A 16045-nucleotide genomic window follows, 5' to 3' on the forward strand; every position below is an offset into this window, starting at 1 on the left:
ATCGGCATCCCGATTCGCAGCATTCACATTTCTGGACCATACTGTTCTGCACGGGCAGATGAAGTGACGCCGCATCCGCGGCCCGGCGCGCGCGCCGGCTGCCCGACGACGCAGCAGGTCGCACGTCAGCCGCGCGCATCATGCGCAAGGCTTTCCTTTTTCCGGCAACGCAACGCAGCGCATCGCGCCGTGGACGGTAAACCGATGAGCCTTCTTGCCTCGCAGCTTCAGCGCCGTTACCAGGACGTGCGCTCCCATAGCGTCGCGCTGACCGCGACGCTGTCCGCCGAAGACCAGGCCGTGCAGTCGATGCCCGACGCGAGTCCGACGAAATGGCATCTCGCGCATACGACCTGGTTCTTCGAAACCGTCGTGCTGATGCGCCGCGTGCCCGGCTACGCGCCGTTCGACGACGCGTTCCAGTTCCTCTTCAATTCCTATTACGAAGCGCTCGGCCCGCGCCATCCGCGGCCGCAGCGCGGGTTGCTCACGCGCCCGTCGCTCGACGAGGTGCACGCGTACCGGCAATACGTCGACGACGCGATGCTGCGCGCGCTGGCCGGCGCCGATGCGGCGCTGCTCGACGAGATCGCGCCCGAGGTCGTGCTCGGCCTGCATCACGAGCAGCAGCACCAGGAACTGATCGTCACCGACATGCTGCATGCGTTCTCGTGCAACCCGCTGAAGCCGGCGTTCCGGCCGCGCAACGGGATGGACGGCGATGCGATGGCGACCGGCGACGCCGGCGCGCTGCGCTGGCTGCATCAGCCGGGCGGGCTCGTCGAGATCGGCCACGACGGCGACGCGTTCTCGTTCGACAACGAACGGCCGCGCCACACGGCGCTCGTGCGGCCGTACGAAATCGCGAACCGTCTCGTGACGAATGCGGAGTTCGCGGCGTTCGTCGCCGATGGCGGTTACACACGCCCCGAGTTCTGGCTGTCCGATGGCTGGGCGACGGTGCAGCGGGAAGGGTGGCAAGGACCCGCGTACTGGATGCCCGACGACGACGATGCGGCCGCCACGCGCGTGCGGCGCACGTTCGGCCTGCACGGCGTCGAGCCGCTCGCGCCGGACGCGCCGGTGTGCCACGTGAGCTTCTACGAAGCGGCCGCGTATGCGGAATGGGCCGGCGCGCGGCTGCCGACCGAATTCGAATGGGAAACCGCGTTTGCCGCCGAAGGTATCCGGCAGATGCTCGGGCACGTATGGCAGTGGACGCGCTCGTCCTACGAGCCGTATCCGGGCTTTCGGCCGCTCGCGGGTGTCGCGGCCGAATACAACGGCAAGTTCATGGTCGGCCAGCAGGTCCTGCGCGGCAGCAGCATCGCGACGCCGCCCGGGCACGAACGGCCGACGTACCGCAATTTCTTTCCGCCGGCGGCACGCTGGCAATTCACGGGAGTGCGACTTGCGCGAGACGTCTGAGCAGACGGCCACGAGCGGTGGCCAGCAACCCGCCCGCGATGCGCGGCCGAGCGCGTTCGAGCGCGACCTGATCGACGGACTGTCGCGCACGCCGCGCAGCATTTCGCCGAAATACTTCTACGATGCGGCCGGCTCCGCGCTGTTCGACCGCATCTGCGAACTGCCGGAGTATTACCCGACGCGCACCGAGCTCGGCATCCTGCGCGATCGCGCGGCCGAGATCGTGCGGCGCGTCGGCCCGCATGCGGAACTCGTCGAATTCGGCGCCGGCTCGCTCGAGAAGATCCGCGTGCTGCTCGACGCATTCGCGGGCAACTATGCGAACGCGCCGGCACGCTATGTGCCGGTCGACATCTCGGCGGACTACCTGCACGGCGCGGCCGCGCGACTGCGGTCGGCCTATCCGTGGCTCGACGTCGCGCCGCTCGCGGCCGACTATACGAAGGCCGAGCAACTGGCCGCGCTGACCGCGACACCGGCGCGGCGCATCGGTTTCTTTCCCGGCTCGACGATCGGCAATTTCTCGCGGGAAGAAGCCGACGCGTTCCTGCGCGATGCCGCGCGGCTGCTGCGCGGTGGCGGCCTGCTGGTCGGCGTCGATCTCGTGAAGGACGAGCGCACGCTGCACGACGCGTACAACGATGCGCAGGGCGTGACCGCGCAGTTCAACCTGAACCTGCTGGTGCGCGCGAACGCGGAGCTCGGCGCGGACTTCGACATCGCTGCGTTCTCGCATTGCGCGTTCTACGACCGCGATCGGCAGCGCATCGAGATGCATCTCGTCAGCGACGTCGCGCAAACCGTGCACGTGCGCGGCCATGCGTTCCGCTTCGAAGCCGGCGAGCGCATCCATACGGAGAACTCGCACAAGTTCACGATCGACGGCTTCCAGGCGATCGCGCGCCGCGCCGGGTTCGAGCCCGATACCGTGTGGACCGACGCGGACAACCTGTTCAGCGTGCACTGGCTGCGCAGCGTCGACGACATCCGCGCTTGACCCGCGCGTTGGCGAACCGCTCGCGCCGCGCGGTGCGGGCGGTTCGCATCCCGCGCACGCCGGCCGGCCCGATCGAATCGCCCGGTTTCGTGCCGAAACGCCCTTTTTACCGGTGCGATGCACCGTCGCACCGGTGTTTCGAGTGCGGCCTCTCCCTTGTCCCGCAAGGGTTTGCGGCTCTTCGTAAACGTCCGTTACCTGTCTCGCATACCCGTTTCACCTGTGTCCGTGTCCGGTGCCTAGACTCCGAACCGTATTCACATGACGCACGACACGTGCAGGGAGTCGCGAGATGAGCAAGAAACTTATTCTCGGTGCAGTTCTCGGTGTAGCGGCGCTGGCAGCTTCGGGCGTCGCGTCGGCCCACGTCGACCTGTCGGTCGGCATCGGCGTGCCGGGCGTCTACGCGGCGCCGGCACCGGTCTACGTCGCGCCGCCGCCGCCCGTCATGTACGCGCCGATCGGCTACCGCGATGACGGCTGGCGTGGCGATGGCTGGCGCCAGCGCGAATGGCGCGAACACGAGTGGCGCCGCCGTGAATGGCGCGAGCACGAGTGGCGTGACCGCGGCGGCTGGCGCGGCGGCCGCTGGGACTGAGCGGCCCGGTTGATTGCCACGAGAGGAGAGTGACAACATGAAACCCATTCGACACATCAGCGTGTATGCCGCGGCCGCTGCCGTGGCGCTCGCAACGATCGGCAACGCGCACGCGGCGGGCTGCATGAAGGGGGCGGTGGTCGGCGGGGTCGCCGGCCACTACGCGGGCCACCACGCGGTCGTCGGTGCGGTCGGCGGCTGTGTCGTCGGCCACCACATGGCGAAGAAGCAGGCGCAGGAGCAGGCCGCTCAGCACCGGGCGGCCGCGCAGGGCACGCAGCCGGCGCAATAAGACTTCATCACCGGGGCGGCGCCGAGGCGCCGCCACCGCCTGTTTCGTTTCCCGTTCACGCAGGACCAGGATTGATCCGACGAATGCGCGCCACGCGCGCCGTTACGATCATTTACAACGTCGTGCGGCGCGAATTTTGCGCGTTCATAGAATGCAGTCACACGAACGCGCTCCAGGGAGTACCAGATGAAACAGCAACGATATCTGTCCGTATTGACGGCCGCGCTGCTCGCGCTCGGCTCGGTGTCCGCGTACGCGGCGGCCGGCGGCAATGGCGGTGGCAACGGCGGCGGTCATGGCGCAGGCGGCTCGGGCGGCAACGCGGGCGGCATGTCCGGCGGCCACATGAGCGGTCAGGCGCTGAGCAACTCGAACGGCATGCGCGCGGGCGACCGCGACAAGGGCCTGTCGCGCGCAGCCGACCGCTCCGACACGATCGCCGACCGCGCCGGCGTGCAGCCGGGCCGCGGTCATACGCACGGGCATGCGCCAGGCCATACCGCGCAAGCGTCGACGTCCGCGCATCGTTCGCATCACAACGCATTCGGCCGCACGCTGTAAGCACGGCGCACGCATGCGGGAAAAGGGAGAAGGGCGCTTCGGCGCCCTTTTTTCATGGCGGAAACGCAACGCCCCTGTTGCGCCGGAAGCTTGAGCCGACCCGATTTGCAACCAGCCGTAACCGCATGGCGCGCAGGCGAGAATACGGATCGCCTTCGAGCGGTCGGCAAAAGCGGAATCGATACGCGGCGCGCGCGTCGCAACGGCACCCGGCACGATCGACCGACGCAGAAAAAAGGGCGGCTCGCCGCCGCCCTTCGTCTTACCGCCCGGCGCCCGCCGGCGGCACCGCAGGCTCGAACAACGCGTCGGCCTGCCGCACGCGCACGAAGCGCGCCGCGCCGTCGCCGTCCACCAGCGCGCGGAAATGCGCTTCGCCGCACGCGAGCTTCGCGCGTTCGTGCTCGCTCGGCACCTGGCCGTCCGCATTCGGCGTATCGACGACGAAGTACAGCCGCTCGCCGCCGTCCTGTTCCGCGAGCACGGCCCAGTCGGGGTGATAGCTGCCGAGCGGTGTCTGCACGCGGAACCACGCAGGCAGCTTCGCGTACAGCTTCACGCCGTCGTGCGCCTCGAGCGCGTCGGCGAACGCGCGCTCCGCGTCCGTCTCGCACACGACCGCTTCGTGAATCGACTTCCGCGCATCGGGCCGCAGGTTGCGCAGATAACCGGTCAGCGCCTCGCTCTCGAACGATTCGAGCGCATGCACGTGGCGCTCGCCGAGCTTGCGGTACGCGATGCCCGCGACGAGCGCGTGGCGCTTGCAGCGGTTGATCGCCTCGGCCGCGACCGCGATGAACTGCTGCGGATTCACGCGGAAATCGTCGAGCCGGCCGCTGTCGGCCAGGATCGTCGCGAGCGAACGGCGCGTGAGCTGCGTGCGGTCCTGCAGCTCGGTGAGCAGGTCGGGCAGCGGCAGCTCGCCTTCGTCGATCAGCACCGTGCCGGCGCCGGCCACCTCGATCGCCTCGATGCCGGCCTTGCCGATGTCGATCTCGGCCTTGCGCCACTGCAGCCGCGCACGCGCGATGTCCGGCGCATCGCGCAAGGCGGCCGCGCAGTCGCGCACGAGTTTCGCGTTGTCGAACTCGACGCGGTACACGGTGCGATGGCGAATCCGGTCCCACAGCGACCGGAAATCCTCGCCGAACACGACGGCCTTGCCCGACGCATCGCGCCGCAAAGCGATCGCGCGGCGCTCGTCGGCGTTGCGCACCGTGAAGCGGCCCGACAGCTTGCGCAGCGTCGCGACGATCGGCGCACGCAGCCTCTCGAACGCCTCGGGCAGCACCAGCGCGCTCTGGCGCAGTGCATCCTTCAGCCGGTCGAGCACCTTGCCCTGCGCGTCGACGTAGCCCTGCTCATGCAGGCAGTTCCACAGCACGCGCGACAGCTCGATGCCGAGCGCGTGCGCGGGCCCGTCGGCTTCCTGCACGGGCAGCGCCGCGAACTGGTGTTCCTCGACGATCCCGAAACGGATGCCCGTATCGGCCTCGATTTCCTTCTGCAGGTTTTCCGCGAACGACTCGTAGCGCTCGGTCGCGATCACGGTGAGCGTGTTCACGCCCGCGTCGCGCACGCGTTCGCCGTCCTGGTCGACCGCGAGGCGCAGCCCGCGGCCGAGCGTCTGGCGGCGCTCGCGCTCGGTCTGGATGTCGCGCAGCGTGCAGATCTGGAACACGTTCGGGTTGTCCCAGCCTTCCTTCAGCGCCGAGTGCGAGAAGATGAACTTCAGCGGCGTGTCGAACGACAGCAGCGCTTCCTTCTCGCGCATGATCAGGCCGTACGCGCGCTCCGCGTTCTCGCGCGCCGCCGCGCTGCTTTCACTCGTGTCGGTCCAGCCGCCCTTGCGGTCGATCGAGAAGTAGCCGTTGTGCGCGCGCCCGACTTCGAGCGCGACGTCGACGCCGTCGAACAGCGCACGGTAGGCCGGCACACGTGCCGCGCGCGCATATTCCTCCTCGAAGATCAGCGCGTAGTCGCCCTTCACGGGCATGCCGTTCTCGTCGTAGCGGCGATAACGCTCGACCGAATCGACGAAGAACAGCGACAGCACCTTCACGCCGCGCTCCGCGAGGCGCAGCTCCTTGTCGAGATGCTCGCGGATCGTGCGGCGGATCATCTCGCGCTGCACGGCGAGCGTGTCGATGTCGCCGAACGCCTCGCCGAGCGACAGGAACGCCTCGCCTTCCGGATGGCGCAGCTCGACGTACTCCGCACCCTTCACCGCGTGCACTTCGCCGATCCGCAGCCCCGCATACAGCGCGCGCCGGGTCAGGCGCTCGAGATCGTCGCCGTCGGTGACCGTCACGATCTGGCGCTTCACGCCGGCCGCCGTCGCGACGTCGAGCTCGACACGCGCGCTGATCGCGCCGCGCCGGTTCGACACGCCGACGAGCCGCACGTACGGCTTGTTGTGCGCATCCTCGACGATCGCCGACGCGATCTCGATCTGCTTGACGAGCTTGCGCTCGTACGCGTCGACCGCGTCGAGCCGGTACACCATGTGGTGGCGGTCGACGTGCGTGGCCGAGTAGCGCAGCGTGCAGAGCGGCGCCATCGCGGCGAGCGCTTCGCGGCCGCGCCCTTCGAGCCCGCCGTCGACGCTCTGCGGCTCGTCGACGATCACGATCGGCCGCGTCGCGCGGATCAGGTCGATCGGTTTCTCGCCGCCGGTCTTCTCGCTGTCCTTGTAGAGGTTGTTGATTTCCTTCTTGTTGATCGCGGCAACCGTCATCACCATGATCTGGATCGCCGCGCTCGCCGCGAAGTGGCGCACCTGGCCGAGCTTCGCGGAGTCGTACAGGAAGTAGTCGTACGGCACGCCCGCGTACAGCGCGCGGAAGTGATCCTCGGTGATGGACAGCGTCTTGTGCACGCCTTCCTTGATCGCGATCGACGGCACGACGATCACGAACTTCGTGAAGCCGTAGCGGCGGTTCAGCTCGAAGATCGTGCGCAGGTACACGTAGGTCTTGCCGGTGCCGGTCTCCATCTCGACGGTGAAGTCGCGCGAGCCGGGCAGGCCGGACGGCGGCAGCCCGCCGCGTAGCTGCACGTCGGCGAGATTGCGCGCGAGCGCGTCGTCGGTCAGCGACAGCCGGTTGCCGACCCCTTGCTCCGACACCGCGAAGCCGAGCGAGCCTTGCGCCGCGGCCGTCGTGCCGGGCGCGGCGTTCGCGAGCACGCTGAAGTCGCCGCGATACGATTCCTGGCCGCGAAACAGGTCGCAGACGGCGTCGATCGCCTCGCGCTGGTAGTCGAGATCCGCTTCGAAATGCAGCCGCATCACAGGCTCCGCACGCGCTTCACGCCGTGCTGTTCGAGCAGCGCGGCGAGATTGAGCTTCGCGACGTCGTCAACGAAGCCGCTGTCGCGGAACAGGCACGTGACGTCGCGCGTCGCGCCGGTTGCGTCGAGCAGGTCGACGATGCCGTCGGCGAGCGGGCCCGCGTCGTCGCGCGCGATGCGCGCATCGAAGCACGCGACGATCGCGCGGCCGATCAGGTGCACGGTCTTGCCCGCCACCTGGTGATGCTCGACCGGCGTGCACAGGTCGAGGCCGAGCTTCAGCGTCAGCTCCGCGAGCAGGTCGTCCTCGGTGCGGCCGGTCTTCACGTGCTCGACGGATGCGAAAAGGGCGTGGTCGAAATCGTCGCGGCGCGGATCCCACTCGATCACGTTGGTGGTGTCGAGCCGGTACACGCGAAAGCCCAGGTCGCCATAACTTTCCGGATAGTCGCGCGCGACCTGCTGCGCGGCGCGGCGCAGGCGCTCCTTGGTCACTTCGGCGAGCGTCAGCGGCTTTTTCAGCTTCGCGCAGAAATCGGCGGCCGCCTGCTGCGTCTTGTCGCGGCGGTCGAGCGCCTCGGGCAGCTGCACGAGGATGTAGCGGCGCGCGCCGCCGTCGGTGGCGTTCACCTGCATCACCGCGTGGCCGGTCGAGCCGGAGCCCGCGAAGCAGTCGAGCACGATGTCGTCGCCGCGCGTGCACCAGCCGATCACGGCCGCCGCGAAATCGACCGGCTTCGGCAGGTCGAACGGGATGCCGAGCGTCTTCAGGAGCGCGTCGTCGGAGCCGGCGAACGGCAGCACCGACGGCACGTTCTCGTACATGTTCTCGTCGAGGTAGTAGATCCGCTGCGGCTGCGTGGTCTCGTCCGCGCCGAATTCGATCTGGCCGCGCTCGATCAGCGCCTGCATCGTCGCGGGCGGGTTGCGCCAGCCGCGCGCGGGCATCGCGCACGGCTTGCCGGTGACCGGATGGATCAGCGGCGTGAAATACTCTTCCGGCGCCTTCTTCTTGTTCGGCCAGGCCATCGACACGAGGCGGTACACGCGGCCTTCCTCCGACAGCCGGTCGTACATCACTTCGCCGCCGGACAGGTTGGTCTGCGCCTTCATCCACGCGCGATACGCCTTCTGCGCGTCCTTCGCGTTGCCGCTGCGGTACATGGCGTCGTGCGCGGCATCGAGCATGCGCTGGGCGTTGCGCTTCGGGCGCTTGAGCGGCGCGCGTTCGAGCAGCGTCTCGGCGTTGCGCGCGAACAGCACCAGCGATTCGTGCTGGTATGCGACGCCGCGCGCGTCGCCCTTCGGATTGCGCTTGTCCCACACGGCCACGCCGAGCTCGTTCTCCTCGCCGAAGATCTCGCGCAGCATCAGCACGAGCGCATGCACTTCATGCTCGTCGATGTGCACCGCGATCAGCCCTTCGTCGGACAGCAGCGCGTGCGCGAGCTTCAGGCGCGGATACATCATGTTCAGCCAGTCGGTGTGGAACCGGCCGTTCGCCTCGGTGTTGGTGCTGCGCTTCACGCCGCCCTGGGTCTGCCCGGTCATCGCCAGGTAGTGGCGGATGCTGTCGCTGAAGTCGTCCGGATAGACGAAATCGCTGCCGGTGTTGTACGGCGGGTCGATGTAGACGAGCTTCACCTTGCCGGCATAACTCTTGTGCAGCAGCTTCATCACGTCGAGGTTGTCGCCCTCGATCACGAGGTGGCGCGTGTCGTCCCACGCGACGCTGTCGTCGGGGCAGGGCCGCAGCGTGCCGGTCGACGGCGTGAGCGCGGCCTGGCGCGCGCTGCGCTTGCCGTGCCAGTGGAAGCCGTAGCGCTCGTCGGCGTCGCCGACCGTGCGTTCGCCGACCAGCGCCTTGAGCACGTCGACGTCGACCGACGCGCCGTCCGGCCCTTCGGTCACGAGTTCGGGGAACAGCGCCTTCAGGCGCGCGACGTTGTCGGCGGTGAAATCCGTCGACATCGCCTGCGGGCTGGCCGCATCGAGTTTCTGCATCGTCTTTTCCATCGGAGCCCGGCCGCGCGCGCCAGGACGTCGGGCGCGCTCACGGCACCGGCGGCAATGGCCACCCGGGCAAACCCGAAACGCTAGCGAGTCGGTCGGCGCAGGTCAAGCGCCGATGTGGGCCGAGCGTGCGCGCATCGGCCGCGATCGCCCGCCGGACGGGCCGCCAGCGGATTCGGGCCGGTTGTCGCACGCAGCGGCCGGCGGCCGTGCCGCGGGCGTTCAGCGGCGCGCTGGAAAGCACGAAAAAAAGGGCACGGTTGGCGTCTGGCGCCGGCGTGCCCGCATGGAGAATCCCGGATGGAGGGTGCGGCGGGGCCCGGCAGGCCCCGCCCGGATGGCCGGCGCTCAGATCAGAAGCGCGTGCGGATGCCCGACGTCAGTTCGAGCTGGTTCTTCGCGCCGAACGTCGACGACACCGTGTAGCCGCCGTGCAGCTTCATGTAGTCGCCGGCCAGGTACACCTCGGTGCGCTTGCTCAGGTGATAGAACACCGACCCGTAGATCGTCTCCTTGAAGCCGTTGGCGACGCCGTTGGTCAGGCTGAACGCGCCGAGGTTCGCGTTCGGCGTGAAGCCGTCCGCGTTGTTCGCGGCATTCTTGACGCGCATCTGCTGGTAGCCGAGCTCGTAGTCGAGCGCGCCCGGCGGCGCCACCTTCACCGACACCGTCCACGAATCGTCGTGGCGCTGGCCGAGCGAGCCCTGGTCGCCGTTGTAGCGGAAGTAGCCGGCATTCAGGCGCACGATGCTGAACGTGTAGTTGCCGCCGACCGAGAACGTCTGGTTCCGGAAGCCGTTGTGGTTCACGTGGTTGTAGAAGCCCGACACGTTGAACGGCCCGCCGTTGTAGCCGAGCGCGGCCTGGTACGCGGAGCCGGTCGCGAACGAGGTCGAGTTGCTGAACTGGTAGCCGGCGCTCGCGAAGATGCCGTTGCTGAACAGCTTCTTCCACGCGATGCCGTTGTTGTAGCGCGTGCCGGTCGGGCCGGCCGCGTAGAAGATCATCTGCTTGAAGTTGTTCGAGTTGGTCCAGCCGCCCTCCTCGGTCGACAGCTTCGCGGAACCGTACGGGTCGCCGTAGATCGCGGCCGAATCGCGCGCGATCGTGTTCTGGAAGCCGGCCGTCAGCTTGCCGAAGCGCTCGTCCTCGACACCCACCCATGCGTCGCGGTCGAAAATCTGGCCTTCGTCTTCCATCTGGCCGTTTGCGACCACGAATTCGCTTTCGAGGCGGAAGATGACCTTGGTGCCGCCGCCGATGTCTTCGGCACCGCGCAGGCCCCAGCGGCTGCCGCTGAACCAAGGCTCGCCTTCGTTGCCCATCCCGATCACGTGATTGCCGTTCGCGTCGGCGTGGGTCCGGTAGGTCGGAAAGCTCAGGTCCATCAGCCCGTAGAGCTGCACGCTCGACTGCGCATGCGCCTGGGTGCCGGCGCACAGGCCGGCCGCCGCGATGGAAAGGGCAAGGGTTTTTCGTTTCAAGATCGTCTCCTCCGAGCTGCCGCATTGAAATCTGGTCGTTGGCAGTACGTAATGTATGCCTATGCCGACTCTTGCCGGCCACAGCGAGAGGGCCGACGCGTAGCATCGTAGAGCGTGCAATCCTTCACGACGCTTTCCCGGACGCGACAATCGGATCGGTGAAAACACCGAACGCGCGACCATCACGGATCGGGCGGGCGCGCGCAAGCGGGCCTGCCGGGCATCCGGCTGGCCTGGTCAACCTTTCGTGCTACGAATCGACGTTTCGTGCGACGGGAGCGCGCCCGTCAGTCCTGCGTGCTCTTCATGCGCAGGATGTAACCGAGCCCGCGCAACGTGATGATTTCGGCCGTGCTGCCCGCGAGATGCTTGCGCAGCCGGTGGATGTAGATGTCAATCGCGTCGGCGCTCGGCTCGTCGTCGAGCGCGAACACGCTGTCCATCAGCCGCGCCTTCGACACCGTCTTGTTCTGCTGCAGCATCAGCGTTTCGAGGATCGCATGCTCGCGGCGGCGCAGCGCCAGCACCGTTTCGCCGCAGCGGAATTCGCGCGTGCCGAATGCGTAGACGAGGTCGCCGCACACGAGCTGCGTCGTGCCGACGCCGGCCTGCCGGCGGATCAGCGCGCGGATTCTCGCGACGAGTTCGCGCGACTCGAACGGCTTCACGACGTAATCGTCGGCGCCCGCGCCGAAGCAGTCGACCTTGTCGTCGACCGAACCGTGCGCGGTCAGCATCAGCACCGGCACGTTGTCGTTGCGGCGCCGCAGCCGCGCGAGCACCTCCTTGCCGCTGATGCCGGGCAGCCGCATGTCGAGCAGCACGGCGTCGTAGCGTTCGGTCTTCAGCACGGTGTCCGCGCGTTCGCCGTCGCCGACGCAGTCGACCGCGAAATCCTCGCCGCGCAGCAGGTTCACGATCCAGTGCGCGAGTTCGGCGTTGTCTTCGACCAGCAGGAGTTTCATGACGGCTTTCTCTTCAATCGTAGGCGGGCAGCCGTACGGTCACGACGATACCGCGATTGCCGGGCCCCGGCGCAAGCGACGCGCTGCCGCCGTGCGCCTGCGCGATCTCGCGCACGATCGCGAGCCCGAGGCCCGAGCCCTCGGTGTCGGCCGACACGCGGTAGAACCGCTTGAACACGTGCGGCCGCGCTTCGGCCGGGATGCCGGGGCCGTTGTCGACCACGTCGAGCACGACCGCGTCGCCGTCGCGCCGCGCGCAGACGGTCACGCAGCCGCCCGGCTGCGTGTAGCGCACCGCGTTGTCGACGAGGTTCATCACCAGCGCGGTCAGCAGGCTGTCGCTGCCGGCGACGTCGAGCCGCTCGCCGAGATCGGCGCCGAGGTCGATGTCGCGCCGCTGCGCAAGCACGATCGTCTCCTCCAGCACGCTCGACACCACGGCCGCGAGATCGACGCGATGGGTCAGGAGCGTCGACGGCGTCGCTTCCGCATGCGCGAGCAGCAGCAGCTTGTCGGTCACGTCGGCCATCTTGCGGCTGCTGCGCTGCATGCTGTCGAGCACCGCCGCCAGCTCAGGATCGTCGTGCCCGCGCTGCTGCGCATACTGGATCTGCGTATCGAGCACCGCGATCGGCGTGCGCAGCTGGTGCGCCGCATCCGCGATGAAGCGGCGCTGCGTGGCGGTGTGCATGTTCAGCCGCGCGATGCACTGATTGATCGCGTCGACGATCGGCCGCAGTTCGTGCTGCAGCCGCTCGGGGCGGATCGGCTCCAGCTCCATCGGCCCGCGGTCGGCCACGTCGTCCTTCAGCTTCATCAGCGGACGCAGCTCGAACGTGAGGCCGAGAGTCACGAGCACCACCGCGAGCACCAGCATCAGCGACAGCCGCACGAGCTGCGGCCGCCAGATCGTCGCGACCATCGCGCCGTGCGAGCGCGTCGTCTTCGCGACGACCACCGTGACCGTCTCGACCTGTCCCTCGTCGTACAGCTGGCGATCGTAGGCCACCGCGCGCAGCGGCACGCCATCGAGCGACGTGTCGTACAGCGTCGGCTCGACGCCGTGCCGCGCGGGCAGCTCGAGGGCCGGATTGCCGGCGAGCAGGCGCTCGTGGCCGTCGATCACCTTGTAGAACACCGAATCGCCCGACGGCGACTCGAAGATCTCCAGCGCGGCCGGCGGCACGTCGGCCATCGGCCGTCCGTTGCGCCATTCGACGTCCTCGCCGATCGTGCGCGCCGATGCGACGAGCGCGCTGTCCTGCACGAGCCCGGCCGTGGTCCGCGCGGTGTCGTACGACATCGCGCCCGCGATCAGCACGAACACCGCGAGCGGCAGCAGCAGCCACCACAGCAGCCGCCCGCGCAGGCTGTGCGCCATCCCGTTGTGCTCCTTCTCCGCAATGCCGAACCGCGCCGGGGTCGCCGGCGCGGTCGGAAGTGTCATGTCAGGCGTGCACCGGCGGCGTTCAGAACGCCGCGGGCCGCCACTTCAACAGCCGCTTCTCGAGCCAGGTCAGCAGGTAGTCGGCGGCCAGCGCGACCACGGCCAGCACGATCATCGCCGCGAACACGCCGCTCGCGTTGAACGCGCCCTGGGCGGTGGAGATTAGCAGCCCGATGCCCTGCTTGGAACCCAGGAATTCGCCGACCACCGCGCCGACCAGCGCGAAGCCGAAACTCACGTGCAGGCTCGCGAGAATCCAGCTCAGCGCGGACGGGATCACGACGGCCGTGGTGATCTGCCGGCGCGACGCACCGAGGATCTGCGCATTCGCGATCAGGTAGCGGTCGGCTTCGCGCACGCCCTGGAACGCGTTGCCGAACACGACGAAGAACACCATCACGACGGCCAGCGCGATCTTCGACGCCATCCCGAGGCCGAGCGCGATCACGAAGATCGAGCCGAGCACGACGCGCGGAATCGAGTTCGCGATCTGGATGTACAGGCCGAACACGTCGGCCATCAGCTTGTTGCGGCCGAGCACGATCCCGCAGATCACGCCGGCGACCGAGCCGATCACGAAGCCGATCCCGGTTTCCTCGAGGGTGACCCATACCTGCGTGAGCAGCGGGCCCTGCGACGTGCCGTTCACGAACCAGTCGCGGATCTGCTCGAAGATCAGCGACGGCATCGAGAAGAAGAACGGATCGATCCACTTGAGCCGCGCGGCGAGTTCCCACCCGCCCAGCACGACGACCAGCACGGCGATCCGCAGCGTGACGATCAGGTTGCGCCGGCGTCGCAGCCGGCGTTGCGCGGCGCGCTCGTCGTCCTCGAGCGTCGTCGCCGGAATGGCGGTGGGGGGAAGCGTCATGTCGGTCATGCTCCTGTCCTTGCTGTCCTTGCCGTGCGGCGTATGCGTCAGCCGATCTGCACTTCTTCGCGCAGGTCGTGCCAGATGTCCTTGGAAATTTCGATGAAGCGCGTGTCGTAGCGGATCTCCGACGTGACGCGCGGGCGCGGCAGGTCGATCTCGTACACGCGCTTGAGCGTCGCGGGGCGCGCGGTCAGCACGAACACGCGGTCGGCGAGCGCGATCGCCTCTTCGAGATCGTGCGTGACGAACACGACCGAGCCCTTGTTCGCGGACCAGAGCTGCAGCAGCTCGTCCTGCATCAGCGTGCGCGTCTGCATGTCGAGCGCGGAGAACGGCTCGTCCATCAGCAGGATTTCCGGCTGGTTGATGAAGGTCTGCGCGAGCGCGACGCGCTTCCTCATCCCGCCGGACAACTGGTGCGGGTAGTGCTTCGTGAACTTGTCGAGGCCGACCTTGCGGATCCATTCCTCGGCCTGCGCATACGCGACATCCTTCGAGCGGCCGCGAAACAGCGGGCCCGCCGCGACGTTGTCGATCACGTTGCGCCACGGGAACACCGCGTCGGCCTGGAACACGAAGCCGATGCGCGGGTCGATCCCGTCGACCGGACGGCCCATCACGCGCACTTCGCCCGACACGGGCTTGAGCAGCCCGGTGATCAGGTTCAGCGTCGTGGACTTGCCGCAGCCGGTCGGCCCGACGATCGCGATGAACTCGCCGCGCGCGACGCTCATGCTGAAGTCGCGCAGCGCGACGGTGGCCTTGCCTTCCGGCGAAATGAAGCGGCACGACACGTTGCGAAACTCGATCGCCGGTGTGCTCGGGGAGACTGCCTGGTTCATCGCATTCGTCCTGCGGGTGAAGAGGGCGTCGCAGCGTGGCGACGCCGGGCCGGCCAGCCGGACCGGAACGGGGAGCGCACGGCGGCGGGATCGCCGCCGCCGGCGCCGCGCGTTACTTCGCGTTCACGAAATCGTTCGTGAAGGTGCGCGCGAGGTCGATGTGCTTGCCCTTCACCGACGGGTTGAACGCGGACAGCACCTTCAGCACGGTCGCCGGGCCGTCGGCCGGCATCCTGCCGTCGGCCGTATACATCGGCAGCGACGCCTTCAGCGCGGACACGTACAGCGCCTTGTCCTTCTGGTAGTCGACCGGCATCTTCGCGGCGATGTCCTCGGCGCTGTGCGTGTGGATGAACTGCATCGTCTTCGCGAACGCGTGCGCGAGCTTGGTCGCTTCCGCCTTGTGCGAATCGGCCCACGCGGACTGCACGTACAGGCTCGCGGCCGGGTAGGTGCCGCCGAGCGCGGCGCGCGTGCCTTCCAGCGTGCGCAGGTCGACCAGCACCTTCGCGTCGCCCATCTTCTCGAGCGCGGACACCGTCGGCTCGGTCGTCATGCCGGCATCGATGCGGCCCTGCTTGATCGCGGCGATGAAGCTCGCGTCGGCGCCGACCGGCAGCATCGTGTACTGCGTCGACGGCACGCCGTGCTGCAGTGCAAGGTATTGCGTGAGGAAGCTCGTCGACGAGCCGAGGCCCGTCACGCCGAGCGTCTTGCCCTTCGCGTCGGCCATCGACTTGAACGTCGGCGCGGCCTTGGTCGACACCATCTCGACTTCGCCCGGCACCTGGCCGAACACGGCGATCGCCTTCACGTCCTTGCCCTTGCTCTGCAGGTCGATCGTGTGGTCGTAGAAGCCGACGACGCCCTGTACGGCGCCCGCCAGCAGCTCGTTCTCGGCGTCGACGCCGGCCGGCTGCGACAGCAGCTCGACATCGAGCCCTTCGGCCTTGAAGTAGCCGAGCTCCTGCGTGAGCCGCGCGGGCAGGTAGATCAGCTTCGCGATCCCGCCGACCATGATCGTGATCTTGCCGCCGTCGTCGGCGAAAGCGGGGTGAGCGGCAAGCGCGCAGCTCAGGCTGGCTGCCACGGCGAGGGTGCGCAGGATGGGTCGCATCGGGTCGTCTCCGTTCGTTGTATTCGTCTGGCGCGATGCGTGCTGCATCGTCACGACGAGTATAGGGACGCGAAACCTTCCGCTACCTTTCGCGGGCCGGCGATTCCTTTAGGGGTTTTCCAGCAACGGGGGCCGG

At 68.2% G+C, this 16045-nt stretch carries 13 protein-coding genes; 5 read left to right on the top strand and 8 right to left on the bottom strand.

Annotation, left to right across the window (positions count from 1 at the left end):
* The first annotated feature begins 204 nt into the window (after nt 1–204).
* From egtB to AC1VVG_RS00215, 5 genes are all read left to right on the top strand, one after another.
* On the top strand, nt 205–1428 hold the full coding sequence (gene egtB / locus AC1VVG_RS00195; protein ID WP_069705832.1) for an ergothioneine biosynthesis protein EgtB: 1224 nt from the start codon (nt 205–207) through the stop codon (nt 1426–1428).
* Entirely contained in the window at nt 1412–2425 is a 1014-nt protein-coding gene (gene egtD, locus AC1VVG_RS00200; RefSeq protein WP_059559519.1) for an L-histidine N(alpha)-methyltransferase, read from the top strand. The genes egtB and egtD overlap by 17 nt, the downstream gene beginning before the upstream one ends.
* Before the next feature lie 292 nt (nt 2426–2717).
* Nucleotides 2718–3023 (top strand): hypothetical protein, encoded by a 306-nt coding sequence (locus AC1VVG_RS00205; RefSeq protein ID WP_034188224.1) that lies wholly within the window; start codon nt 2718–2720, stop codon nt 3021–3023.
* Nucleotides 3024–3060: 37 nt separating this feature from the next.
* The gene (locus AC1VVG_RS00210; RefSeq protein ID WP_034188223.1) at nt 3061–3315 is read left to right on the top strand and encodes a glycine zipper 2TM domain protein; all 255 of its coding nucleotides are present in this window, start codon (nt 3061–3063) and stop codon (nt 3313–3315) included.
* 186 nt (nt 3316–3501) lie between these two features.
* Nucleotides 3502–3876: a hypothetical protein gene (locus AC1VVG_RS00215; protein ID WP_482835078.1), complete on the top strand. Its 375-nt coding sequence runs from the start codon at nt 3502–3504 to the stop codon at nt 3874–3876.
* 262 nt (nt 3877–4138) lie between these two features.
* On the opposite strand, the gene AC1VVG_RS00220 is transcribed toward AC1VVG_RS00215, so the two are convergent.
* From AC1VVG_RS00220 to AC1VVG_RS00255, 8 genes are all read right to left on the bottom strand, one after another.
* Nucleotides 4139–7165: a type III restriction-modification system endonuclease gene (locus AC1VVG_RS00220; protein WP_482835079.1), complete on the bottom strand. Its 3027-nt coding sequence runs from the start codon at nt 7163–7165 to the stop codon at nt 4139–4141.
* Nucleotides 7165–9183 (bottom strand): site-specific DNA-methyltransferase, encoded by a 2019-nt coding sequence (locus AC1VVG_RS00225; RefSeq protein ID WP_034188220.1) that lies wholly within the window; start codon nt 9181–9183, stop codon nt 7165–7167. The genes AC1VVG_RS00220 and AC1VVG_RS00225 overlap by 1 nt, the downstream gene beginning before the upstream one ends.
* 350 nt (nt 9184–9533) lie before the next feature.
* Entirely contained in the window at nt 9534–10664 is a 1131-nt protein-coding gene (locus tag AC1VVG_RS00230; protein ID WP_034188219.1) for a porin, read from the bottom strand.
* A gap of 287 nt (nt 10665–10951) precedes the next feature.
* Complete coding sequence (locus AC1VVG_RS00235; RefSeq protein WP_034188218.1) at nt 10952–11629, bottom strand: response regulator; 678 nt, start codon at nt 11627–11629, stop codon at nt 10952–10954.
* 13 nt (nt 11630–11642) lie between these two features.
* Nucleotides 11643–13010: a sensor histidine kinase gene (locus AC1VVG_RS00240; protein WP_034188262.1), complete on the bottom strand. Its 1368-nt coding sequence runs from the start codon at nt 13008–13010 to the stop codon at nt 11643–11645.
* Nucleotides 13011–13098: 88 nt separating this feature from the next.
* Complete coding sequence (locus tag AC1VVG_RS00245) at nt 13099–13956, bottom strand: ABC transporter permease (protein WP_124608637.1); 858 nt, start codon at nt 13954–13956, stop codon at nt 13099–13101.
* A 38-nt stretch (nt 13957–13994) separates the two neighbouring features.
* A complete protein-coding gene (locus AC1VVG_RS00250; RefSeq protein ID WP_011350460.1) occupies nt 13995–14792 on the bottom strand; it encodes an ABC transporter ATP-binding protein in 798 nt (265 codons plus the stop codon).
* 112 nt (nt 14793–14904) lie between these two features.
* Nucleotides 14905–15909: an ABC transporter substrate-binding protein gene (locus AC1VVG_RS00255; protein ID WP_482835081.1), complete on the bottom strand. Its 1005-nt coding sequence runs from the start codon at nt 15907–15909 to the stop codon at nt 14905–14907.
* Nucleotides 15910–16045 lie beyond the last annotated feature (136 nt).

It is taken from the genome of Burkholderia sp. L-4, from assembly GCF_056856535.1.

Excerpts from the sequence above, each read along its gene's own strand:
- egtB (WP_069705832.1), top strand. The coding sequence starts at position 205 with ATGAGCCTTCTTGCCTCGCAGCTTCAGCGCCGTTACCAGGACGTGCGC.
- AC1VVG_RS00205 (WP_034188224.1), top strand. The coding sequence starts at position 2,718 with ATGAGCAAGAAACTTATTCTCGGTGCAGTTCTCGGTGTAGCGGCGCTG.
- AC1VVG_RS00210 (WP_034188223.1), top strand. The coding sequence starts at position 3,061 with ATGAAACCCATTCGACACATCAGCGTGTATGCCGCGGCCGCTGCCGTG.
- AC1VVG_RS00215 (WP_482835078.1), top strand. The coding sequence starts at position 3,502 with ATGAAACAGCAACGATATCTGTCCGTATTGACGGCCGCGCTGCTCGCG.
- AC1VVG_RS00220 (WP_482835079.1), bottom strand. The coding sequence starts at position 7,165 with ATGCGGCTGCATTTCGAAGCGGATCTCGACTACCAGCGCGAGGCGATC.
- AC1VVG_RS00225 (WP_034188220.1), bottom strand. The coding sequence starts at position 9,183 with ATGGAAAAGACGATGCAGAAACTCGATGCGGCCAGCCCGCAGGCGATG.
- AC1VVG_RS00235 (WP_034188218.1), bottom strand. The coding sequence starts at position 11,629 with ATGAAACTCCTGCTGGTCGAAGACAACGCCGAACTCGCGCACTGGATC.
- AC1VVG_RS00240 (WP_034188262.1), bottom strand. The coding sequence starts at position 13,010 with ATGGCGCACAGCCTGCGCGGGCGGCTGCTGTGGTGGCTGCTGCTGCCG.
- AC1VVG_RS00245 (WP_124608637.1), bottom strand. The coding sequence starts at position 13,956 with ATGACCGACATGACGCTTCCCCCCACCGCCATTCCGGCGACGACGCTC.
- AC1VVG_RS00250 (WP_011350460.1), bottom strand. The coding sequence starts at position 14,792 with ATGAACCAGGCAGTCTCCCCGAGCACACCGGCGATCGAGTTTCGCAAC.
- AC1VVG_RS00255 (WP_482835081.1), bottom strand. The coding sequence starts at position 15,909 with ATGCGACCCATCCTGCGCACCCTCGCCGTGGCAGCCAGCCTGAGCTGC.